Genomic DNA, 23,922 nt, shown 5'->3' on the forward strand with positions numbered 1-23,922 from the left:
ATCGTGTTTTTAAATCAGTTCTTTTAACTTTGCGACAAACAAGTTAAAAGAGGCATTACTAATTAAACCTATATTGGTTTTGGATGTCGTTGTTTATCGTTATCTAGTTTTCAAGGAACTATCTTTGAGAGTTAATAGCTCTCTCAAAACTAAACAAAACCAAAGCGCTTCATCTACCGTAAGGTAGATGTTCCGTAATAATCCTTAGAAAGGAGGTGATCCAGCCGCACCTTCCGATACGGCTACCTTGTTACGACTTCACCCCAATCATCTGTCCCACCTTAGGCGGCTGGCTCCTAGGGCAAAACTTAACTTCCTATCATAAATATAAGAGGTTAAGTTTTGCCCCAGGTTACCCCACCGACTTCGGGTGTTACAAACTCTCGTGGTGTGACGGGCGGTGTGTACAAGGCCCGGGAACGTATTCACCGCGGCATGCTGATCCGCGATTACTAGCGATTCCAGCTTCATGTAGGCGAGTTGCAGCCTACAATCCGAACTGAGAATGGTTTTATGGGATTCGCTCAACCTCGCGGTTTTGCAGCCCTTTGTACCATCCATTGTAGCACGTGTGTAGCCCAGGTCATAAGGGGCATGATGATTTGACGTCATCCCCACCTTCCTCCGGTTTGTCACCGGCAGTCACCTTAGAGTGCCCAACTAAATGCTGGCAACTAAGATCAAGGGTTGCGCTCGTTGCGGGACTTAACCCAACATCTCACGACACGAGCTGACGACAACCATGCACCACCTGTCACCTATGTCCCCGAAGGGAAAACCCTATCTCTAGGGCGGGCATAGGGATGTCAAGACCTGGTAAGGTTCTTCGCGTTGCTTCGAATTAAACCACATGCTCCACCGCTTGTGCGGGCCCCCGTCAATTCCTTTGAGTTTCAGTCTTGCGACCGTACTCCCCAGGCGGAGTGCTTAATGCGTTTGCTGCAGCACTGAAGGGCGGAAACCCTCCAACACTTAGCACTCATCGTTTACGGCGTGGACTACCAGGGTATCTAATCCTGTTCGCTCCCCACGCTTTCGCGCCTCAGCGTCAGTTACAGACCAGAGAGTCGCCTTCGCCACTGGTGTTCCTCCACATATCTACGCATTTCACCGCTACACGTGGAATTCCACTCTCCTCTTCTGCACTCAAGTCCTCCAGTTTCCAATGACCCTCCACGGTTGAGCCGTGGGCTTTCACATCAGACTTAAAGGACCGCCTGCGCGCGCTTTACGCCCAATAATTCCGGACAACGCTTGCCACCTACGTATTACCGCGGCTGCTGGCACGTAGTTAGCCGTGGCTTTCTCGTTAGGTACCGTCAAGGTACCGCCCTATTCGAACGGTACTTGTTCTTCCCTAACAACAGAGTTTTACGATCCGAAAACCTTCTTCACTCACGCGGCGTTGCTCCATCAGACTTTCGTCCATTGTGGAAGATTCCCTACTGCTGCCTCCCGTAGGAGTCTGGGCCGTGTCTCAGTCCCAGTGTGGCCGATCACCCTCTCAGGTCGGCTACGCATCGTCGCCTTGGTGAGCCATTACCTCACCAACTAGCTAATGCGCCGCGGGCCCATCTATAAGTGATAGCTAAAAGCCATCTTTCAATTTATCTTCAGGCAAAGATAAATATTATCCGGTATTAGCTCCGGTTTCCCGAAGTTATCCCAGTCTCATAGGCAGGTTGCCCACGTGTTACTCACCCGTCCGCCGCTAACCACCGAAGTGGTTCGCTCGACTTGCATGTATTAGGCACGCCGCCAGCGTTCGTCCTGAGCCAGGATCAAACTCTCCGAAAAGAAGTTTGACTTGCTCAAATTTACATCTGGCAATTCTTTTTGCGACTTAAAGTCGCTTGTTTTGTTTCTATAATAGAAACGTTTTAGCGCTTGGTTTTGTTTAGTTTTCAAAGAGCTAATTTTTTCACGTTGTCGTAAAAGCGACTTTATTAATATATCACAATACCAATTCGTCGTCAATAACTTTTTTAATAACATTTTACTTCGTGTGTCGTTCGTTTGAAGCGACGTTTATAAATATATCATCTACACTAATAAAATACAATCTATTTATGCATTGTAATTTTTGGTAATACCTTTTGGTTTTCCACAGGTCTTTTTGTTTTTTAATATTAAGTCTAGTCCTTACTAACTCTTAACCACCACATTAAAGAGTTAATCAAACCGAACCACATTAAAAATCTGTAACAACTAATTAAAACACGTACATCTTGTACATTAATTTTCATATAATAATCATACTATATTACAGAGGTGAAGATATTGCATATCATTCAATACTTATCTATTTCTACTATAATAATTGGAATAACAGGGTGGATTATTACTTTTTCTGTTGATCCGATAACTAGTCCATTTGCTCTGTCTTGGCAAGTTACTTTAATAGCTAATCCGATTGGACTTGCCTTAAGCTTAATACTTGTTTCAAAAAAAATGAAATACGGCACTTTATTATCGGTTCTAAATATACTCTTACTAATTAGTGTTTTTCCATTTTGGTTTTTAACGGATTTGCTAAATATGCTTTTATCGAACTAATATGCATTTGAATTGCTTGGTTCTTCATTTTACATTTAAACTTCACCAAGTTTTTATATCATACTTATAACAAACAACGGCTTCTACCTCCTTAAATCCTTCATGCTCATACAATGTTTTTGCCCGCTCATTTTCTCCATTTACACAAAGAATTGCTTTTGAATAAGACTTTTCACGAGCAAATTTAAGAACAGCCCTTAAAAGAATTCTTCCTAACCCTTTTCCTTGATAACTTGGAATAATAGCAAGTGGTCCAATGCTCATTGTTGGAATCCCTTCATATATATCAGCAGACCCTCTTACAACACCTATTGGTTTATTAAGATGATATAAAATCATCATCCCTCCTTCTATATAATCATTTGATAGAACCAACTTACTTACCATGTCACGAGAAATGGGCACCTCATTACCTTTTAGCGTTGCAAATGATGCATTTCTTATATCACACCATATTTCTTCGTCAACACCTGCACGATAAGGTTTAATTTCATAATTGTTCGGCAGGTTGTATTTAGGTACATCTATATCATCTCTCACAAGTACAAAAGAGTATCGTTCGACATTAAACTGTAATGTTTCAAATATCTTTTTTATTTGTAAGCAATCATTAGGTATAAATAAGAATACCTTATCTAAATCCTCAGTATGAGCCAAGATTGAATTCAGTAGCACTTGATAATATTCAGTAATAACTAATTCAGAATGAAAAATTCGGAAACGAGCTCTTTTTCCTTCTTTGTGATATTGATCAAGAATAAGAGAAGCAGCAGCAACAATATTATTTTCTTCATCAACTATGATGTAAGTAGGATTTTCTTCATTCACTTGAAAATTTGATAAATCCTCGTCATAAAGATATGATTCATCAACCTCATGTCTGTGTTTTTTACAATACACCACAAAGTCATTGATTCTATTAACATTTAATGATTGAACAATCATGCGCCCACTCCTATACCTTGTTTGAAGTTACTTTACTAATAACGTTTTTCTTCATATACCTATCGCTTTACACCTTCATTGTAAATTACATCGTGTAACAATAAATAGAAAACTCTTTCGACAAAATGATGCAAATATGATGCGTAATAACAAAAACGCGTTCATATCCTATACTCGTTAGATCCATTTCAGATTGTACCGCTCAAAAAGTTACTTTTTGTTATATTTAGCTCTTTGGCAGAGCAAGAACCGTCCCCATACTGCCATTTTTTTCAAAAAAATTGTATATTCGATTGACATCGAATGTTACATTTGATTATAATGTAATCAAGATGATTCAACGTCAAGATTGGAGAGAAAAACCTTGAGCATATATACAGATAACATTATCTTTCAAAAATCACCTGTTGCAGAACTATTAACAGCATTAAGGCTTATTGGATTTGGTGAATTAGATAATGGTGAGCATGATTTAATCAAAGATGTTTCTCCAGAGATTAAAGAATGGGTTCAAGATACTATTAGTAAAATACCAAACGATCTAGTTAATGAGATAAAAGTTTTCTTTAATAAGGAAAGTTATCTCGGATTGACCACTTTTCCGTTCGCTATTAACCAGAAGGCATATCATGACGTGCATTCATATGTAAGCATGCTTCATCACCTCTCACTTGAGGATTATTACTGGGCATTCTTAAATACTGGTTTTAGTCCCGACCTGTCAATAGAAAGGTATGACCATCCAGATGAAGTGATAAAAGTGCTGAATAATACTAACATGCCCGAAGCTGAGAAGTGGAAAGTTAGTTACTTAATTTTCGATGGAGAACGAACTAAGCAAAGGTTTACTCAACTTATTGAACGCTTTTACTATCAATTCTTCCAACAACGAGAACAAGAACTTTTGGAACATCAGGAAGGCTTCATCAATAAAATGAATGAGGAATTAAAACAAGGGAATGTTAAATATTTCTCCCAATTGATGGATAAATACGGTGTATCACTCTCAGATAGTGAGGTCATTATTTTCCCCTCATACTTTTCAGATGTAGGTACGTTCTTCGCTTCCATAAAACGGTTTAACATGAATGCTTTTATTTTAGGAATTCGCGATTATGAAACTGTGGAATCATCAAGAGGTGAAAAGGAAACATTAGATGCTATAAAAATCTTAATTGATGAAAAACGGTTTAAGATATTACAAATGCTAAATAAACAACCTTATTACGGCTATGAATTAGCACAAGCGTTAGAGGTATCAAACTCGACTATGTCTCATCACCTCTCCACTCTTGTTGCTAATAGGTTTATACGAGCGATTCGTAAGGAAAACAAAGTTTATTACGAGACAAATAGTGAAGAAATCCAGTCGGTATTGAAACAGTTAGAAACGATGTTTATTAAATAACGTTATGCACTCGCTTACAAGAGAAAAGGGACTCCTTTTCTTTTTAAAACAACAAACATTCGATGGGAATCGAATATCAATTACTATATACAAGGAAGGTGTAAGTATGACACAAATACAAATGACTCAAGAGCGTGTTGTTAAGCAAAAAGCATTTCTTGGATTACTCGGTGAAAAGAATTTTTTGATATTATGGCTCACATACTTAGCTTCGAGTCTAAGTGTTTCGTTCTTTTTATTCATCTCCAATTGGTATGTTGTAGATTATTTGAAATTAGAGGCCATGCTAGGACTTGTATTTTTCGCATCCACTGTTCCACGCGTGTTGTTTATGTTAGTCGGAGGTGCTATTGCCGATCGCATTAGCAAACCATTTATTATGTTCATTTCGGACTTCACAAAAGGAATATTACTTATAGGTGTGATCGCCTTATTATTCACTGACCTACTTTCTATATGGGTATTAATTGTTCTAGGATTAGTATTCGGCATTCTTGATGCTTTTTTCTGGCCAGCAAGCACTTCTATTTTACCTAGCCTAGTAAAAGAAGACGATTTAACACGAGCGAATTCAATCTTGAATATGACAAGACAATTTTCCTTTATATGCGGGCCTTTAGTCGCCTCTCTTTTATTAGGAGTGGGAGGGTATACTACTGTCTTTGTAGTGATTTCAATTTTATTGATATTAGCAGGAATAATTGACCTAAAACTAAAAGACTCTACCCAATCTGACGCCCGTACTGAAACAAAGACAAAAACGGTAAAACAACAAGTAACCAGCATACTCACTTCTATTAAAGAAGGATTAACTTATGTAAAGCAATCTTCTTTTTTAACAGCCTTGATGAGCACTTCCGTATTTTTAAACCTATTCTTCACAGGGCCATTTATACTGGGACTTCCCATCTTTGCAAAAGATGTCCTTGGAGGTGACGAATTCACATACAGTATATTAACAGGAAGCTTAACAGCCGGCATGCTCGCGGGAACTTTAGTAATTGGTATGATGAACTTGAAGCGGAAAAGAGGGTTAATATCTGTTGTAAGTATATTAATAATGGCTCTGCTATTTATCACAATGAGCCTTTCTAATATTATATGGGTAAGTGTTGCTCTTGTCACATTAATGGGAGCAGCCATGTCCTTTGCTAACGTACCTTTAGCGTCTGTTGTCCAAAGCCACACAGAATCGGAATATTTAGGAAGAGTTATGAGTTTAATTGCCTTTGCAGCTATGGGGTTAACACCTATATCCCACTTACTAACAAGTTCGTTACTTGCTCTACAACTACCGATTCAACACATTATGCTTAGTGGTGCTATTGCGCTGTGTTTATTCACAATTTATACTCTCATACGCGCAAAAGGATTGCGTGAAGTAGATTAACGTCTATTTTTATAAAAATGGCTATCTCCCTATAACGGCTTTCTGTTAGTCTGACAACCCATAAAACAACACACCTTGTATGGAAACACACTTACAAGGTGTAACTATAGTGTAACTAAAAGGCCTCTAATTAAGTTATGAAGTACATTATTACAATAATTGAGATTATGTGCTTCATTACTTATTTTTTAAGAATACAAGGAAAAATCTATATTTACGATTGTTTTAGCTTGCTCAATATTTTGCTTAAGTTCCCTTACCCAACGTTGCATCCCCGGCTCCGCTAATTCTGTTGGGGTCAATTTTTTATGTAGCACAGAGTATAATACCATCTCGCGTAGCTTCATAAAATCTGGAATAAGCAAAATCCATTGGGGGTCCAGTGAGTTTTCTGTCCTGTAGCCATCTAGAAAGCACTTCAAGAAATCACTGGCAAAAGCATGTCGTTCTTCAGTCGACTGTATAGGTAAAACTGAATAATAAAGGGGAATTGCAATATCACTTGCAAACCATTGATAACTACAATCGTCAAAGTCAAATGCGATAATATCCTCATTATCAACAAAGAAGTTTCCAGCATGTAAATCCGTGTGAATCAAACCATAGTTATTACGATTTTTAGGCAAAAGGCTAATCTTCTCCAAATGATGGTGGCTATTTTTAATTACTAAATTATTTCCTTCTGCTGGTATGTATTGCTCAAACTCTAATAAATCATCCTCGTCCCAATGAGGTCGTTTTACTTTACTTAAAGAGCTATCATATGCTTTTGTTAATGCATGCATTTTCCCAATTAACTTCCCCCAGTTAAAAAAGGTTGTATTATTCCAAATAGCAGGATCTTTTCGATTAACCTTATGCCCTTTTGCTTTTTCAAACAAGCATGCCGTAAAATATGAGTCTTCCACTGCCAGTTGTTCTGTTAAATTGTTTTGTATGGAATGAAATGCTCTTGGTGTTTTAACACCCGCTGCTTGTAAATAATTAATCCATTCTAATTCTGCAAGCACTTGTTCTTCGACACGATGAGTACTGTGCGTAAGACGAAGGATATAAGATTGACTCTCCGTTTTAATCTCAAAAACATAATTCTCAAAGTCACCTAACTTAACAAACTCAATGATTCCAATGCCAAACTTGTCACAGGCGTCATAAATTAAAGATTCGTTAAATAACTTTTCTACTAAACTCTCCAATGTCTCTCCTCCAGACTAACAGGGGCTTTAATAGACTTATTATATAACATAAGAGATCATTAGATATTGAGCTACCTTAATCTTTTGTAAATATTTACAATAATGAAGGTGGAAATGGCAGTACGGGGACGGTTCTTATGCTTCCTTTTTTGTGTCGTTTTGGCAGACTGAGAACCGTCCCCACATTGCCTGGTTAGACTTCGATTATAATGGGTAATACCATTGGTTTTCTTTTTGTTTGATTAAATACGTATTGTCCAACAGCTCTTTTTACATTTCGTTTTATATCGTTCCACTGAAACTTATTAGCCTCTAATAATTCAGTTACCGTACTATCAATGATGCGATTTATTTCTTTTATAAGGTTCTCAGAGTCTCGTGCATATACAAACCCACGTGAGATTGTGTCAGGTCGAGACATTAAGCGCTGCTCATTTTTACTCATAGTTAGGATAATAACAAGCATGCCATCCTCAGATAGTTGCTTACGGTCACGTAATACAATTTCACCAACATCTCCGTCGCCTATGCCATCAATATATGTATCGCCCGCATGAATTCTTCGTGTTTGCCTAGCAATAGAGTGCTCTATATCAACAACATCTCCATTACGCAATATAAACGTGTACCCCTCTTCGACACCAACAGATTCAGCTAACAGTCTGTGATGATGGAGCATTCTGAACTCACCATGAATCGGTATGAAATACGTTGGCTTCATTAATGTGAGCATAAGTTTAAGGTCCTCTTGATAGCCGTGACCAGAAACGTGCATGCCTGAAGAGCTTCCTGTTCCATATATTACGTTTGCTCCTAGAGAAAATAAATTATCTATGATTCTTGATACATTTTTTTCATTTCCAGGGATTGGACCTGCTGCTAAAATAACTGTATCTCCCCGAACAATGTTTACACCACGAAAGTTGTTTGTTGACAAGCGAGCGAGAGCTGCCATTGGCTCACCTTGACTACCTGTACATAAAATCGTAACCTGCTCAGGCGACAAATCATCGATTTGGTCTGGTTGTATTATCATGTCTGTAGGTACATCTAAATACCCACGCTCAATCGCAACCTCTACAACGTTGACCATGCTCCTGCCAAGTAACACAAGCTTACGATTTGTTTTATAGGATGCGTTAACAACTTGCTGAACACGATTAATATTCGAAGCAAAGGTAGAAATAATAACTTTACCTTCCGCTTTTTTTATTGCATCTTCAACATGTTCGCCAACCATTTTCTCTGATGGAGTGGAGCCAGGTCGCTCTGCATTCGTACTTTCAGATAAAAGAAGTATCACCCCTTCTTCACCTATTTTCGCCATTTTATGTATGTCTGCATATTGGTTATTAACAGGAGTTAAATCAAACTTAAAATCGCCTGTATGCACAATATTCCCTTCTGGAGTGCGGAACAAAATCCCTATACAATCAGGGATACTGTGATTTACTTTAAAGAATTCCACATTAATATCACCGAAATCCAAATTAGCTTTAGAATCTACCTCAATAAGTTCCGTTTCTCTTAAGATTTTGTGTTCTCTCAATTTTAACTCGATTAAACCGAGTGTAAACCGAGTTGCATAAACGGGGACATTACATTTTTTTAAAAAATATGGAATGCCACCGATGTGGTCTTCATGCCCATGCGTGACAATTAAAGCCTTTACTTTGTTTGTGTTTTCTACTAAATATGTAACATCAGGAATAATTAAATCAATGCCTAATAAACTTTCATCAGGAAACTTGTTACCACAATCGATGACAATAATATCATTATTATATTCGATAGCGTACATGTTTTTACCGACTTCATATAAGCCGCCTAAAGCATAAACCGATAGTACGTTTTCTTTTGTGCTCAACACCGTATCCTCCTACTTATACAAACTTACTATCAGTATGCCCCTATGCTGAACCATTATAAGGGCTTTACATATAGTTATTCACACAAACTTGGAGGACATGTTTTTTCCCGAATAAGAAAAAGCTCTCTCTAATAAGAGAAAGAGCTTTAATTGTAGCGTCTTACACTAACGCTATCTGATAAATCTTTATCATAATCCATAAGAAAAGCATACTCCATGTTAAAACAATTAACGAACCGACAAACCAGTTTTTCGGTTTACCATTTTTCATTATCTCTTCAGCTTTTACTATACAGTCTGCTATCACATCGTTCGGTATCATTTTGAGTGCTATGAAAATCCCTAGTGGAATAATAATTAAATCGTCTAAATAACCAAGTATAGGGATGAAGTCAGGAATTAAATCAATCGGACTAAACGCATATGCTACAATACAAGCAGTGAATAACTTAGCATACCATGGTACTCTTTTATCTTTGTACGCGACATAGAGAATAAATATTTGTTTTTTTAAGTTTCTTGCCCAAGCTTTTATTTTTTCCATATCAGCACTCTACTTATTAATTGAAATTTCTTTAATTATTCTAGCAGGATTCCCTCCTACTACTACGTTATCTGGCACATCTTTCGTTACTACTGAACCAGATGCAATCACAACATTGTCACCAATGTTCACTCCAGGGTTTATGACAGCTTTCCCACCAACCCAAACATTATGCCCAATAGTAACAGGCTTTGCGTATTCTTTTCCTGAATTTCGTTCAATTGGATTTAGTGGATGCGTTGCAGTATAAATATGTACGCCAGGTCCCATCATACAATTATCACCGATACGAACTTCACACACATCTAAAATAACGCAATCAAAATTCACAAAAAAGTTCTCTCCAACATATATGTTATATCCGTAATCCACTCTTATATTCGGTTCCATATAGACGTTATTCCCAGTTGCACCAAACAGCTTTTTTAAAATCTCTGTTCGTTTTGTAACTTCTGTTTCTATGGTCTGATTGTACATTCTCACTAATCGTCTAGCATTTTCACGTTCCTGTATTAATTGAGGATCGGCAGGATTATACATTTCACCAGCGAGCATTTTTTCTTTTTCCGACTTCATCATTTCAGCCCCTTACCTTTCACATTTACTATATATGACTATAATAGCAGATTTATATAATTTACAATTTACCATTTTTCTACTACCTCATTTTATTCAAGCACCATTAAAGTTTTTTCAGCGTGAGGCAATATTTCTTCTAGACTACTTGTAGTCTTACTTTATATAACAATACTCCGAAGCAACTAGACAAATATATCCAGAATGATACAATGATTTTGTAAATACTTAACAGAAAGAGGTTGTTTTACAGTGAAATATCCTTCTTTAAAATTATATTATCGCTCATAGCAAAGACTGCTATGAGAACATAACGTCAGACAGTCTTTGCTCTATCATGTTAAACCAACATATAGGAGGGCAAAGCCATGAGTTACCTTAGTGCTGAAACTATTTTACCAAATGAGATTATTGAAATGATCCAGCAATATGTGGACGGAGAAACTATCTATATCCCAAGAAAAAATGGATCCAAAAAGTCCTGGGGTGAGAAAAACGGAACAAAAGATACTTTAAGTAAAAGAAATAATGAGATATATAGTAAGTTTTGTGAAGGTGAATCTATTTACTTATTATCTAAAAGATATTTTTTATCTGAAAAGAGCATAAGAAGGATTATCCACCACGAAAAGCTTAGCCAATAGATTGATAGAAAAAGGATATTTGTGATAAATATCCTTTTTTCTCGTTTATAAATAGGAACTAATTATGAGAACTTGAAAAGACGTGTTTCATGATACAGTAAAATTATAAAAAATATATGTATGCGAGGGATAAAAATGAATATGACATTTCGCAAACCAACAAAAGAAGATGCTGAGTTTATCGCCACATGGAAGTATGAAGGTGACTATTCGTTTTATAACAACGATAAAACAGAAGCTAAGCTACAATGGGCACAAAACATTTATAAAGAAGATAATACATTTGTCATCTGCGATGAATGTGATAATGTCCTAGGAAATTGCAGCTTTGAATTAGAAGACAATGAATATATTCTAGGTGTACAGATGAATCCATCATTCACAGGTCAAGGAAGTGGGACAGAGTTTGTAAGCCACATATTGCAGTTCGGCAAAGAGACATTTAATTACGAATCCATTACTTTATTCGTAGCAACATTTAATAAAAGAGCCATTCGCATTTATGATAAATTAGGCTTTAAAACAACCGACTCTTTTATCGCCAATGCAAATAATGAGATAACTGAATTTGTAGTTATGAAAAAGAGTGTTAGTAGATGACCTATTGAGTACTCGATTACGTAGTTTCTCATCCAAAAGTGACGACATTACACAATACTGGAGCTATCGTTTGTTTATTTAAGTTGTATTTCAAGTGAGCTTTTTGTTTTATCGTAAATATGTATAAATCAACCCTGAAGAAGCCATATTGAAGAATAAACATAACATACAGCAAAGGATGAGACAAATGTCTGAGCAAGAGCACCTTAAAAATCAGGTTTTATATATAACAAATGCAGCGTACGATGAGCTTCACTACCCGTTATCTTCTATCCGAGATTTCAAAAAGCAGGAAGAAGATAATCAGGACGACGCATAATACATTTTATGCACTACTACCCTTCACATAGTAGGACAAAAGGGGGCAGCATCCGCTACCCCCTTTTTCATTCTTACACCACTATTTTTTCTAACACAGTATGTTCATTTTCATTTAAAAGGTTTTTTTGAATTTTTTCATCTATTGTTTTATTCATATTTCCCTCAAGGTAATCTATTGATTCGCTATCTCCTACTAAAATAATTTTGTTCCACTTTTCGTCTGCTGCCTTTTTATCTATCATACTACCAAGACTTTTTAACCAACGTTGCTGATTTACTTTTACTCGATTGTCAAAATGATCAACTTGAGTAGCACTTTTGACTGCCCCACTCCCCATACTCGCACTTACATGGGAGGGTCCCTCATGCTTTTTCCAATCTTCATTATCAAGCTCATACTCATAAGATTCGGTTTGAAGTAACGATGCAAATACAGATGTTAAGATTTTTATTTGATTTTGTTGCATGAGAACTACGGCTGTATATGGATGTTGCTCATAAACTGACCTTAGTTCATCAAGTACAGGCTCTGTTTCCCAGTAAAAGTTTGTGCGAACAGGTACTTGTAGTTCGAAAACTTCCCACAATTTTTGATCTTTATTTGTAAATATCACAACACTTCTAGGTAAGCTTCTTGAAATATTTATGAAATAAGACTCTACCTGTTCTCGAATCAATTTGATATTCTCAAGTTCCTCAGTATTACTCGCCTGTAAATATTCTTCTAATCTGTTGAAACCATTTTTCAACGCAATCTTCCATTCTCCAGCTTGATTATCTGGGTGACTTCGGTCAGTGTTTACATAGAGTGACAACACTTTATTTGGTTTTTCAAAAGTTATGTTTGAAAGTTTATCTAATCTTTTTAGAGTATCCATATAATCCCTCCATCATTATGGCTATACTCTTCTATTCCACACTGACATCAAAATAAACCTCTCAAACATACAAAAAGCACTTAACAAATCCGAAGATTTGTTAAGTGCTCATATTGTATTAAACTGTAACTTTTTTATCACGTGCTTCTTTGCTAATAAATTGACGGATATATGGTAATACATAATAGTCTAATCCAAATCTTCCAGCGTTCGCACCGGCAACAAGTATAAATACTCCTAGAATAACCAATTGTGGGTTTGTGCTTGTAGTACCTGAGAATAAAAATGCAAAGTTCATTGTTAATCCCATTAATGCTGAGAAAGTTGTAAAAATACCTACGATAAGTGCGATACCAACTAATAATTCGCCCCATGCTACTAAGAAGTTAAATAAGCTAACATTTGGTAAAGCAAATCCTTCTAGAAATGCTGCCCACCAACCTTGAACCGCTGGATGGTCACCTGTTGCTTTTCCAATAGCTCCTTTTAAATAACCTGATGCATCAAATCCGCCAGTTACTTTACCCCAACCAGCATGTAGAAATTGCCAACCAACATATAAACGGAATAGAACTAAGATAGCAGATGCAATTTTATTTTCTCTTAAAAATTTGACCATGTTAACCACTCCTTTTTATTTGAGCCAATTTTTTTATATTGGCGCTTCTTATATTTTTATAATACTACCTTCTACAAATTTTGAAAGCGATTTGTGAAAGACTTCACAAATACTTCAAATTTTATTGACGAAAATGTGTCCAAAAAACATATATTTCACATTCTTTTTTCATATTAAACGTAATCATTTGAGGAATTTGGTAAATGAACACAAATCTTCTTCACAATAACTCATTAGATTCTATCCTCTATTTACAACGATTAAACACATTACTTATATATGAAATCACTATTTCTACATAATAAAACGCCGCTTTGACTTATACATTAATAAGAAAACGACGTTATATTATAAAGATGATTAAACACATTTATCTTTCCAGTAGCATAATACACTTTTGTACATAGTACTTAGAGTTTTTCCTTTACTGCTTCATACTTTAAAATCACCGTAATGTTACCTCTTCACGTAGATGATCTATTTTTATAAACAATTGATTAGGCAATGTTCGTTGTAACTCTTGATCATATTTTTTCAACTGATTAAAAGGTATCTCAAACTGCACTTCTTTTTCCTCATTAGGTTGTAATGAAACTCTTTCAAAGGCTGTAAGCTGCTTATGTCTAGGTGTCACTCCTTGATAAAAATCTTGTGCATACACGAGTACAACTTCATCCCCTGCAACCGCACCTGTATTTTTAACAATGATAGACACCTTAAGAGTCTTATCATTATTCATAAGATCTGATACTTTTAAATCTTTATAAGAAAATGTTGTATAGCTTAAGCCGTCACCAAACGAGAACAAAGGCTCATACGTAGCTGTTACTCTATCATTGTAATAGGTTGGTAGCTGACCTTCATGTTTTGGAATTGTAATCGGTAGCTTCCCCGATGGATTATAGTCCCCAAACAATACGTCAGCTATTGCCATGCCCCCCTCTGTCCCAGGTAAGAACGTCCACAATACACCCTTGACCATACTAGCTTCTTGTTCAATCGCTAGCGGGCGTCCTGAGACAGTTACCATCACTACGTTCTCATTTACAGATTGTAATGTTGCTAGTAACTCGGACTGTCCATCCGGTAAAGCTAACGATGTTGTATTCCCTTCGAATTCTGCGTATGGCTTTTCACCGACGACTGCAATAACTACATCAACATCTTTAGCTACTGCCATAATTTCGTCACGTTCCTCTTCCCCAGTTAAGATGCTAATGTTTGTTTGAGGAGAGACTTTTTTCTTTATTTCATCTAAAACTGTACTACCTGTTGTTAAATCATGTTCCTCCGCACCTTGCCATCCAATTGTCCATCCACCCGCTAGACGACTTATACTATTGGCTGTCGGTCCGACAACCAGTATAGATTTTACATCTTTTGGAAGTGGTAATATATCGTCATTCTTTAAAAGAATAATAGACTGTCTCGCAAGCTCTCTCGCCGTTTCAAAGGTTTCCTGTCTTTTAAACACATCTGCGGCTTCGTCAGCAATTACATATCGTTCGTCAAATAGACCAAGTTCTTTTTTTAAGGTTAATATGCGTTGAACAGATTCGTCTAATCTCTCTTCAGATATCGCGCCTTCTGTCACCAACTCAATTAATAGATCTATATCTTCTAGTGTCATCGGGATCATGGACATATCTATACCCGCCTCAAAAGCTAGGGCATTAGCCTGTTTGTAATTCCGCGAAACTTGATGGTAATCTGTTAGTTTATGAACATCTTCCCAATCCGATAGAATGACGCCATTAAAGTGTAATTCATCTCGTAATAGATCTGTCAGTAGCCCTTTAGAAGCATGGACAGGTACTCCGTTGACTTCAGCACTGTTTACCATAACCGTATCAACTCCTGCATTAAACGCAGCTTCAAACGGTGGCAAGTATATTTCTCGTAAAGTTCGCTCTGATATATCAGCAGGTTGACGATCTTGTCCGTTGTTTGTTCCACTGTATGCAATGAAGTGCTTAGCTGTTGCGGCCACTTTTCCTGATGCTTCGATTCCATTTATCATATGCTTGCCCATCATTGAAACTAAATACGGATCTTCTCCGAACGTTTCATATGTACGGCCCCAACGAGGGTCGCGCGCTACATCCAAAACAGGTGCAAAGTTCCAGTTAATGCCTGTAGCCGCAAGTTCCTCTGATGTCAGAGCAGCCTCTTTCTCGGCTAGTTGTACATTAAATGTAGAAGCAACTGCTAAATTATGAGGATAAATTACAGCACCTTTTACATTATTATGCCCATGCACGGCATCTACACCATAAAGGACTGGGATATTTAATCGTGTTTGTTCTGTCATTTTTTGAACTTCATTCACCATTTCAGCCCATTCTTTAGGCGAATTTATATCAGGAGAGCCACCTCCTCCACTTAAAATCGAGCCTACTCCGTAATCAACAATAACTGTTTTTAACTTATTCTTGTCCAACCCACCTTTTGACCAAGTGTTTTTCATTAGAAAATGAATATCTATCTGTGCCAACTGTCCTACTTTTTCTTCGATGGTCATATCTGAAATCAATTGGTCGATTTCGTCGTTAATTTGTGGAGATGAGTTGTTTGTACATGCTGATAATACAAGGAAAACTAATAGGATAATTGAGATCTTTCTCATAAAAAAACTTCACCTGCCATTTAGAGTAAATAAAAAAGGATAAAATCTGATTACGCTCAAACTTCACCCTTGATTTTCTAACCGAACATTATACTTTTGCTGACTGCTGTGCCACATGATTCTCTTATAACTAATTCAGGATCTACCATAATATTCTTCGGATCGGTATCTCCGTTTATTAAATCTATTATCATATGTGCTGCAAGTTTTCCTAACTTCTCTTTATCCTGTCTCACTGTTGTTAGTTTCGGATTACTATAGCGACACGCTTCGATATCGTCACAACCGATTAAACGAATATCTTCTGGAACTTTAAGACCTTGTTCTTTAATGGCAGCAAGTGCTCCTAAGGCCATCATATCTGATGTTGCAAAGACAGCTTGAGGGTAAGGTTTTTTTGCAAGAATTCGTTTCATAGATTCATAGCCACTTCTTTCATGAAAATCGCCATATTGAATCCATTCTTCTTTAACAGGTATTCGAAATTGCTCCATTGCTTTAATAAAACCAGCGGTACGGACTTTGGAAACAAACGAATCTTTCATTCCACCGATATATGCTATATCGCGAACAGAGTTTAAATATAGGTGCTCTATGACAGAAGCAGATACCTTAATATTATCGGTTACAACATAGCTTGACATCGGGCCTTGTAATTTAATATCAACGCCAACACATGGTATATCACTTTGATCCAATTCATATATAGCTTCTTCTACTTTTTCTCCAGAAATAATTAAACATCCATCCACATGGAAATGTCTAGCACGCGCTAAGTAACCATCCCTGTCCTTATTAAACCTTTCATTACTAAAAATTAAAATATCATACCCTTTAAGACCAACTGCTTTTTTAAAAGAATTGATTACCTCATTAAAGAACGGATGAGTTAACTCTACATTTATTTTACCTGCATAAATTAAACCTATGAGGTTCGATTTCTTTGTTGCGAGAGACTTTGCCGAAAAAGTAGGTTGATAACCAGTTTTTTCAATAATATTCATCACTTTTTCTTTCGTCGTGCTACTTATTCCATCATAATTATTCATAATCTTTGAAACTGTGGCTGGTGAAACACCTGCCATCTTTGCAATATCACGAATAGTTAGTTTCATGTTAAGCCTTCCCATCCTATATGTTTTCAAGGCAGAGTGGGGACGGTTCTTGTGCTTCCTTTGGAAACCGGAAGAAACGAGAACTGTCTATCGCAACCCTTTATTTGTTGCATCACACCAAGAGCAGGAACATGGATTTACAAAACTAATTTATCGTGATATTACTTTACAAAATTCTCCACATTCCTCATTATATCGTTCTTACACTTTAAGCCATTTATTACGATTCAATTGTTTATACCAATATAAGCTGTCTATCTTAATACGTTCTAACATTCGATATTTTATAAACACTATTCCAAAACGTTCGCTGTAACCTTCCGCCCATTCAAAATAATATAGAACGCCAAGTGATATACCCATTGATATTTAGTATTTCTTTACGCAAACTCATCATATTTTATTAGTTAACCTGTTCTAGCTTCAATTGGATTCGGCTATGGAAAATGTTATACATACTAAACGCTAATACACTTCCAAATATTAGAAGGAAGAAAGTGAAATAGTAAGTAATAATTAAGCCAATTAAAATCATTCCAATGAATATCACCGTATAATTCAAGTGACTAATTGCTAGGAACAGGGCATTTTTCAAAGTATGAATAATAGTAAGCTCGTAATTAACTAAAACGAAGAACACATACACTGTTGTAAACGCGAATAATAAAACAAGCAAAAGCACTAATGCTATTACAATACCTCTTCCTATAAATTCATTTTGCAATACAATATAAACATCCATATATAAAATCACAAAAGCAGCGAGCCAAAAAATGCCGATTATAAAGCTCTTCTTAAAGTTTTCTTTGAACTGTTGAATAAACACACGGAGTATACCAACATCAAACCCATCTTTCGTCCACCTTCTAACCGTTCCAAATAAAGCCGAGGTAGCCGGAAAAATCGTAATAATAGGCAAGCATACAATAAGCCACATAAGATTTAAAAGAAAGAAAGATGTAAATATAGATAAAATCTGATAAAACATATTCGTTTGTCTCTCCATGATGTTGCCACCTTTCCCAGACCGCTGCACTTTTTTAACCATAAGGATCAAATTAAACTATGTCTCGAACTTGAGATGATGTAGGACGTTCTTCGTTGTTTACCTTTTCTATTGGCCTACGTTTTACCATATTTAATCTAAGTACCAATACAAACTTGCTGAAGCTCCCTAATTATTAATATTTTGTTATCTACTGCTTACAACAAAACAACTAGGAAGCTACCATAACCATACTACTCAACTTATTACAAACGAACCAAACACCTTTCATTTAAAACTTCCTTAACTCTTCACAGCACCTTCCGTTAAGCTGGAAATAAATAATTTATTTAAAAGTAAGAATATAATAACCAACGGAACAGTTGCCCAGAAAGTCCCTGATAAAATCATACCGTTATCACGAACGTAGTTATCAATTAAACCACGAAGTGCAACTTGTATTGTTTGAGAATCTTTATCACGTAATACAACTAGGGGCCATAAGAAATCATTCCAAATATACATGAACTTAATGATAGCCAATGTTGCGAACGCTGGGATAATAATAGGAACAGTAATGTTCCAATATACTCTAAATATAGAACAACCATCAATTTTTGCAGCGTCCACTAATTCATCAGGTACATTGCTACTAATATATTGTCTCATCCAGAAAATACCGAACGCATCGATTAGACCTGGAATAATAATGGCTTTTAAATCATTTAACCAGTTAAGTTTTGAAATAATAATGTATTGTGGAATTAAACCAAGTTGAGGCGGAATCATCATTGTTAACAGAATCGCTATAAACAACACATTTTTACCTTTAAAGCGAAGCTTAGCGAAAGCAAAGCCAGCTAAAGAACAAAGAAATAATGTACCAATTGTTGTAATAGCCGAAACTAAAAACGAGTTCCACATTGCCCCAAAGAAATCAATAGTATTTAATACATTTGTAAAGTTCGTAACAAGATTTTCTCCTGGTAGAATAGCCGGTGGTATTCTGTTTATTACTTCATTTGAATTTGTCGCCATCACAAACATCCAGTAAAACGGAAATATAGATAGGGCAGAAGCAATGACAAGAATAAAATATAAAAACATCTTAGCAAACGAAAACTTTTTTTTAGGTTTAATATTACTCATGCTAACGCCTCCTCCTATTTTCCTAAACGATTGGCAACAAATACGTTTATTGTTGATAAAATGATAATGATAATAAACAGGATAATTGCAGTCGCAGATGCTGTTCCAAATGCCATGTTCGTAAATGCTTCACGGTACAAGTAAAGTACAACGGTTAGACCCTCTTCACGATAAGTTCTACCGATAAAGATGAGTGGCTCAGTAAATAATTGTAAAGCACCAATTGTTGAAGTAAAGACTGTTAAAACTAAGATTGGTCTTAGCAATGGAATCGTAATATATTGAATTTTCTGTCGTGTTGTTGCACCATCAATTACTGCTGCTTCATATAACTCATTTGGAATAGCCTGTAGACCTGCTAAGTATATAATGGTGTTGTAACCGAGCCAACGCCAGAACACCATGGTGGAAATAGCAATTTTCACGCCCCATTCACTCGTTGTCCAGTTAACGGGATCAACACCAAACCAACCTAGCATAACATTGAACAAACCAAACGGTTCATTATTAAACATAATACCAAAGACAATGGCAACAGCTACCGTTGATGTCACATATGGCATAAATATTGAGACGCGAAATACACTTTTATACTTGATGATTGCCGAGTTTAAAGCATATGCTAACATAATCCCTACTATTAACTGTGGCAGTGTACCCATAACCCACATAATCAATGTATTTGATAAAGATTTCCAAAACAATGGATCTGATAAAATTAAACTGAAATTCCTTAACCCTACGAATTGCATCTCTCCAAGCCCATTCCATTTTTGAAAACCAAGGTAAAAGCTAAATAAAATAGGAAATAGACCGAAAATTGCAAACAATATAAAGAAAGGTGATACGTAGAGATAGCCAGCAATGGCTTCTTTTCTCTCTTCACTATAGGATGATTTTTTCTTATTTGGGGGTAGTTGTGGTTGGTACTTTACAGCTGTATCAGACATAATTTTCTCTCCTTCCATAAAGTTCAAGCGGTCTACCACAGAGCTGTATAGACCGCTTGATAATCACCCTTACTGTCTGCCTATTTGTGATTCAATTCTTTCAATAGCTTCATCCCATTCTTTCTGTGGGTCCGCTCCAGCTGTCGCTACGTTTGTAAGAGCTGTAATTATTTCAGTGCTTACAATTCCATAATTTAATCCCATGTAAACAGGTTTTACACTTTTAGCTGCTTCTGCAAAAATCTTCGCAGTTTGTTCACCACTGAAGTATTCATCAGTAGTTGCTAAAAATTCGTCGTTTGTATACACATCAGGAGTAGATGGGAATAACCCCATATTCATGAAAGACTTTAACTGGCTTTCTGGTGAAGTTAACCAAGAAATGAAAGCAAATGCCGCTTCTGGATGCTTAGATTCTTTCGGAATAGTTAAGAAAGATCCTCCCCAGTTTCCAGCACCTTCTGGAATCGTTGTTAAAGACCATTTGCCGCCCGCATCTGGTGCATTTCCTTTTACAACCCCAGTCATCCAGGCTGGTGCACCAGGCATAGTTGCGTAAGATCCTTCTGCCATTGCACTACCCCATTCTGGAGTCCAAAGTTGATTTTTACCAATTAAGCCTTCCTGAATCATCTTAGTTGTATAGTCATAAGCATCCTTCATTGTGTCATTAATGATTAATTCATTCTCTTCGTTAAAATAATGCTGTGGTTGTTGGTCACGAAGTGCATTGAATACTAATTCTGGTGCATCAGCAATTGGCTTACCAGTAGCTGCTTTAACTTTTTTCGCTACTTCATAGTAATCTTCCCAAGTTTGAATCTCAGCAGCAAGCTCTTGTGGATCTGTTGGTAAACCTGCAGCTTCCATTACATCTGTCCGATAAAGCATAACTGTTGGCCCAATATCAGTTGGTAATCCAAATTGGAATGTACCTTCCACATTTTGAGCAGATTGCCATTTCCAATCAAGGAAGTTACCAGCAAGATCTTGTGAACCGTAATCATTTAAATTATAGAAGCGATCTTGCGCTTGTTTGAATTTATCCATTTGACTTACTTCAATTAATGCGATATCTGGAGCACCACTACCAGCAGAAAGTGACGTAAATAGGTTATTATGCATGTCACCCATTTCACCTTCATTTAAGTTGATAGTTACGTTTGGATGTTCTGCTGTATAAAGATCAATCAAATCTTGGTACCCAGTACTACCAAACACCCAAAAATCTAAAGTAACTTTTTCATCAGACGTGGTAGCTTTATCTCCACCATCACCAGTAGTTTTTGAAGCGCTTTCATTATTCCCACCACTACAAGCAGCTAACGTGAACGTTAGTAAAGCAATTAGTAATACAGATACAATTTTTTTCATAACATATTGCCCCCTAAGGAATATTATTCAAAATTAAACTTCTGTAAAACTTCGCAGATGTCGCTTGCTAAATGATAGGTTCACCTCCTCTATTTGTTTTACAAACAGAAACCGCTTTCCTAAAAAGCTAAAAAAATATAAGTTTTATTAAACCGTAAAACTATAAAGCTATTAAAATCACGAAAAGAAATAAAGGAAACCGCTTTCGTGTTTATAATAACTCCTTTTTTTGGAAAACGCAACACCATTTTTTATACTCTTATGATTTTTCTTAAAAATAGAGGTTTAAGTTCATAAAACTTTAAAAATTCAAACGTAAACCGTTGGTAACATTGAATCAACGGACTATTACCACAACTTTAGAACGACCGTCACTTTAAAAAATCCGGCTACTTTTTTCTAAATTTTAACTATTAATCTTTACTATCAATATACCAAATACAATATTACGAAAACGTTTTCCACGTTGTTTAAATCTTATATTGTATGGTATTAATGACTATTCCTGCATCTTTTAAGAAATCTGTTTCTACAATGTATTTTAAAATACTATACAAATAGCCCTTCTATATTCAATTTATTATAATTTTAGCAATAAAAAGCCGAAACAATAATCGTTCCAGCTTAATTTATTCCCGCTCTTCAATTGGTAAAACGTATCGATATGGTACCGGTGATGTGAGAACTGTAGACGTATTTATTTGTCCAAATGAAAGCAATCTGTCTATTAGTAATCTCATACCATTCATATTAGAGACAGCAGCCTTTATGAAATAACTCACTTCCCCAGTTACTCTATGACATTCTATTATTTCTTGTTCATGTCTCACAAATTCCTCAAACTCACTTAACGACACTTTCACATTACTGACCAAAATGATGAGTAATATTTCTCGACCAATTGCTGCCAGTGATACTCTCGTTGTAAACTCTTCGATAATCCCTTTCTCCTGTAAACGAAGGAGTCTCTCTGAAATACTAGGACGACTTAATGCTAATTCCTTTGATAACTCACTCACCGTAGTACGGGAATTTCTTTGTAAAATCTCCAATATCTTTACATCTAGTTTATCCATGTAAGCCCTCTCATTACATTTTGATATTATTTATTCATATTTTCATGCGAATTGAAGTTATTTTAAACTTAACACCTTCATTATGATATGTAAATATACTTTTTATTCTTATATAGTTATATAGTGACTATCTTCAAGGCTTAAACTACATGATGAAGGTGATGATTTATGGAAAAATGGATTAAAATATTTTTTGGAATACTAATTGTAAGTACAGGAGTTATTGTGTTAAAGCACAGTAACATTGTAACTGGTGGTACAGCTGGGTTAGCATTAAGTTTAGTTTACTTAACATCCCTCCCATTTTCGATTATGTTTTTCATCATAAACTTACCCTTTTACATTTTCTCTATAATACGAATGGGTGTTTCATTTACTGTTTCCACAATTTGTTCTGTTAGTATTTTAACATTATTAACATTAACAGATTCGTGGCTTCCGGAATTTTCGGTCCCTGCGATACTTGGTGCTGTTCTCGGAGGGTTTCTAATAGGGATTGGGTTGACACTAGTATTTATGCAAGGCTCCTCCCTTGGTGGTGCAAATATCCTCGCACTATTTTTACAAAAACGATTTAATATAAACCCTGGACGAGTGAACTTCCTCTTTGACTTTTTTGTAGTTATTATAAGTATGTTTGCTGTTGGTATAATAAGAGGTCTCTTTTCAATTCTATCAATCTATGTCACAGCTAAAGTTATTGGTTATTATAAACATGAGATTGCGAAAAACCATACTCAATCTAAACATGCATCTCGCCAAACTTCACCAAAGCATGCACCTGCTCACTAAACTAATATCAAAAACTGCCTTAGATTTACTTTGGCAGTTTCCCCTCCTTATCATTATTATTCTTTCATACATTTTCTCGCCTTCTTAACTACTAGCTCTTGCTTTTTAACTAACTTTTCGCCCACCTCTTGATTCCTATAGAACATCTGCTCAGTTAGAATCTTCTTATAACATACTTTTAATCGCATCTCTTTTAGGTCGGAGAAAACGAGTTCGTTTTAAATATACTTTTTCTATTTTGGGTACCAAGGTTTGGATTAACAATCACCTTGAAAATTTCTGCGGACATTTTACCGTGTTATGCGGAA

General features: G+C 36.1%; 22 protein-coding genes and 1 rRNA gene. 7 read left to right on the forward strand and 16 right to left on the reverse strand.

Going from position 1 to position 23,922, the window contains the following annotated elements:
* Positions 1-208: 208 nt before the first annotated feature.
* Positions 209-1,797: ribosomal RNA gene (locus EJF36_RS12735) — 16S ribosomal RNA — on the reverse strand.
* Between the two features lie 483 nt (positions 1,798-2,280).
* Here EJF36_RS12735 and EJF36_RS12740 point away from each other — a divergent pair.
* Positions 2,281-2,556, forward strand: coding sequence for a hypothetical protein (locus tag EJF36_RS12740; protein ID WP_125906680.1), 276 nt, complete (start codon positions 2,281-2,283; stop codon positions 2,554-2,556).
* Between the two features lie 42 nt (positions 2,557-2,598).
* Here the strand turns inward: EJF36_RS12740 and EJF36_RS12745 are convergent, their stop codons facing one another.
* Complete coding sequence (locus EJF36_RS12745; RefSeq protein WP_125906681.1) at positions 2,599-3,501, reverse strand: GNAT family N-acetyltransferase; 903 nt, start codon at positions 3,499-3,501, stop codon at positions 2,599-2,601.
* Between the two features lie 364 nt (positions 3,502-3,865).
* Between EJF36_RS12745 and EJF36_RS12750 the strand changes: the two genes are divergently transcribed.
* Together EJF36_RS12750 and EJF36_RS12755 are read left to right on the forward strand one after the other, a co-directional pair.
* Complete coding sequence (locus EJF36_RS12750) at positions 3,866-4,909, forward strand: ArsR/SmtB family transcription factor (protein ID WP_125906682.1); 1,044 nt, start codon at positions 3,866-3,868, stop codon at positions 4,907-4,909.
* Between the two features lie 106 nt (positions 4,910-5,015).
* The gene (locus tag EJF36_RS12755; protein WP_260471901.1) at positions 5,016-6,299 is read left to right on the forward strand and encodes an MFS transporter; all 1,284 of its coding nucleotides are present in this window, start codon (positions 5,016-5,018) and stop codon (positions 6,297-6,299) included.
* Positions 6,300-6,487: 188 nt separating this feature from the next.
* Here EJF36_RS12755 and EJF36_RS12760 read toward each other — a convergent pair whose 3' ends face one another.
* The 4 genes from EJF36_RS12760 to EJF36_RS12775 form a co-directional block, all read right to left on the reverse strand.
* The gene (locus EJF36_RS12760; RefSeq protein WP_125906683.1) at positions 6,488-7,495 is read right to left on the reverse strand and encodes a phosphotransferase enzyme family protein; all 1,008 of its coding nucleotides are present in this window, start codon (positions 7,493-7,495) and stop codon (positions 6,488-6,490) included.
* A gap of 193 nt (positions 7,496-7,688) precedes the next feature.
* Positions 7,689-9,362 carry a ribonuclease J gene (locus EJF36_RS12765; RefSeq protein ID WP_125906684.1) on the reverse strand — a complete coding sequence of 558 codons (1,674 nt, stop codon included), beginning with the start codon at positions 9,360-9,362 and terminating at the stop codon, positions 7,689-7,691.
* 163 nt (positions 9,363-9,525) lie between these two features.
* A complete protein-coding gene (locus EJF36_RS12770; protein ID WP_125906685.1) occupies positions 9,526-9,909 on the reverse strand; it encodes a YkvA family protein in 384 nt (127 codons plus the stop codon).
* 9 nt (positions 9,910-9,918) lie between these two features.
* Complete coding sequence (locus EJF36_RS12775; protein ID WP_125908376.1) at positions 9,919-10,485, reverse strand: maltose acetyltransferase domain-containing protein; 567 nt, start codon at positions 10,483-10,485, stop codon at positions 9,919-9,921.
* Between the two features lie 368 nt (positions 10,486-10,853).
* Between EJF36_RS12775 and EJF36_RS12780 the strand changes: the two genes are divergently transcribed.
* The 3 genes from EJF36_RS12780 (at position 10,854) to EJF36_RS21885 (ending at position 12,048) form a co-directional block, all read left to right on the forward strand.
* Positions 10,854-11,129: a CD3324 family protein gene (locus EJF36_RS12780; protein WP_125906686.1), complete on the forward strand. Its 276-nt coding sequence runs from the start codon at positions 10,854-10,856 to the stop codon at positions 11,127-11,129.
* Positions 11,130-11,264: 135 nt separating this feature from the next.
* Positions 11,265-11,729: a GNAT family N-acetyltransferase gene (locus EJF36_RS12785; protein ID WP_125906687.1), complete on the forward strand. Its 465-nt coding sequence runs from the start codon at positions 11,265-11,267 to the stop codon at positions 11,727-11,729.
* 187 nt (positions 11,730-11,916) lie between these two features.
* Positions 11,917-12,048, forward strand: coding sequence for a hypothetical protein (locus EJF36_RS21885; protein WP_260471902.1), 132 nt, complete (start codon positions 11,917-11,919; stop codon positions 12,046-12,048).
* 73 nt (positions 12,049-12,121) lie between these two features.
* On the opposite strand, the gene EJF36_RS12790 is transcribed toward EJF36_RS21885, so the two are convergent.
* From EJF36_RS12790 to EJF36_RS12835, 10 genes are all read right to left on the reverse strand, one after another.
* Entirely contained in the window at positions 12,122-12,928 is an 807-nt protein-coding gene (locus tag EJF36_RS12790; protein ID WP_125906688.1) for a VLRF1 family aeRF1-type release factor, read from the reverse strand.
* 118 nt (positions 12,929-13,046) lie between these two features.
* Entirely contained in the window at positions 13,047-13,547 is a 501-nt protein-coding gene (locus EJF36_RS12795; RefSeq protein WP_125906689.1) for a DoxX family protein, read from the reverse strand.
* Between the two features lie 445 nt (positions 13,548-13,992).
* Positions 13,993-16,173: a glycoside hydrolase family 3 N-terminal domain-containing protein gene (locus EJF36_RS12800; RefSeq protein WP_125906690.1), complete on the reverse strand. Its 2,181-nt coding sequence runs from the start codon at positions 16,171-16,173 to the stop codon at positions 13,993-13,995.
* A 77-nt stretch (positions 16,174-16,250) separates the two neighbouring features.
* Positions 16,251-17,288, reverse strand: coding sequence for a LacI family DNA-binding transcriptional regulator (locus EJF36_RS12805; protein WP_125906691.1), 1,038 nt, complete (start codon positions 17,286-17,288; stop codon positions 16,251-16,253).
* Between the two features lie 201 nt (positions 17,289-17,489).
* Positions 17,490-17,651, reverse strand: a complete 162-nt coding sequence (locus EJF36_RS22205) for a family 1 glycosylhydrolase (RefSeq protein ID WP_125906692.1) — start codon at positions 17,649-17,651, stop codon at positions 17,490-17,492.
* 40 nt (positions 17,652-17,691) lie between these two features.
* On the reverse strand, positions 17,692-18,294 hold the full coding sequence (locus tag EJF36_RS12815; RefSeq protein ID WP_185806905.1) for a YesL family protein: 603 nt from the start codon (positions 18,292-18,294) through the stop codon (positions 17,692-17,694).
* A 282-nt stretch (positions 18,295-18,576) separates the two neighbouring features.
* Positions 18,577-19,422 carry a carbohydrate ABC transporter permease gene (locus EJF36_RS12820; RefSeq protein WP_125906694.1) on the reverse strand — a complete coding sequence of 282 codons (846 nt, stop codon included), beginning with the start codon at positions 19,420-19,422 and terminating at the stop codon, positions 18,577-18,579.
* Between the two features lie 14 nt (positions 19,423-19,436).
* Positions 19,437-20,372, reverse strand: coding sequence for a carbohydrate ABC transporter permease (locus EJF36_RS12825; protein WP_125906695.1), 936 nt, complete (start codon positions 20,370-20,372; stop codon positions 19,437-19,439).
* Positions 20,373-20,441: 69 nt separating this feature from the next.
* The gene (locus EJF36_RS12830) at positions 20,442-21,746 is read right to left on the reverse strand and encodes an extracellular solute-binding protein (protein WP_125906696.1); all 1,305 of its coding nucleotides are present in this window, start codon (positions 21,744-21,746) and stop codon (positions 20,442-20,444) included.
* A 629-nt stretch (positions 21,747-22,375) separates the two neighbouring features.
* Positions 22,376-22,822 (reverse strand): Lrp/AsnC family transcriptional regulator, encoded by a 447-nt coding sequence (locus tag EJF36_RS12835; protein ID WP_125906697.1) that lies wholly within the window; start codon positions 22,820-22,822, stop codon positions 22,376-22,378.
* Between the two features lie 168 nt (positions 22,823-22,990).
* Between EJF36_RS12835 and EJF36_RS12840 the strand changes: the two genes are divergently transcribed.
* Positions 22,991-23,614 carry a YitT family protein gene (locus tag EJF36_RS12840; RefSeq protein ID WP_125906698.1) on the forward strand — a complete coding sequence of 208 codons (624 nt, stop codon included), beginning with the start codon at positions 22,991-22,993 and terminating at the stop codon, positions 23,612-23,614.
* The last annotated feature ends 308 nt before the right edge of the window (positions 23,615-23,922 follow it).

Origin of the sequence: Bacillus sp. HMF5848, from assembly GCF_003944835.1 — a bacterium.
Taxonomy (GTDB): Bacteria; Bacillota; Bacilli; order Bacillales; family HMF5848; genus HMF5848.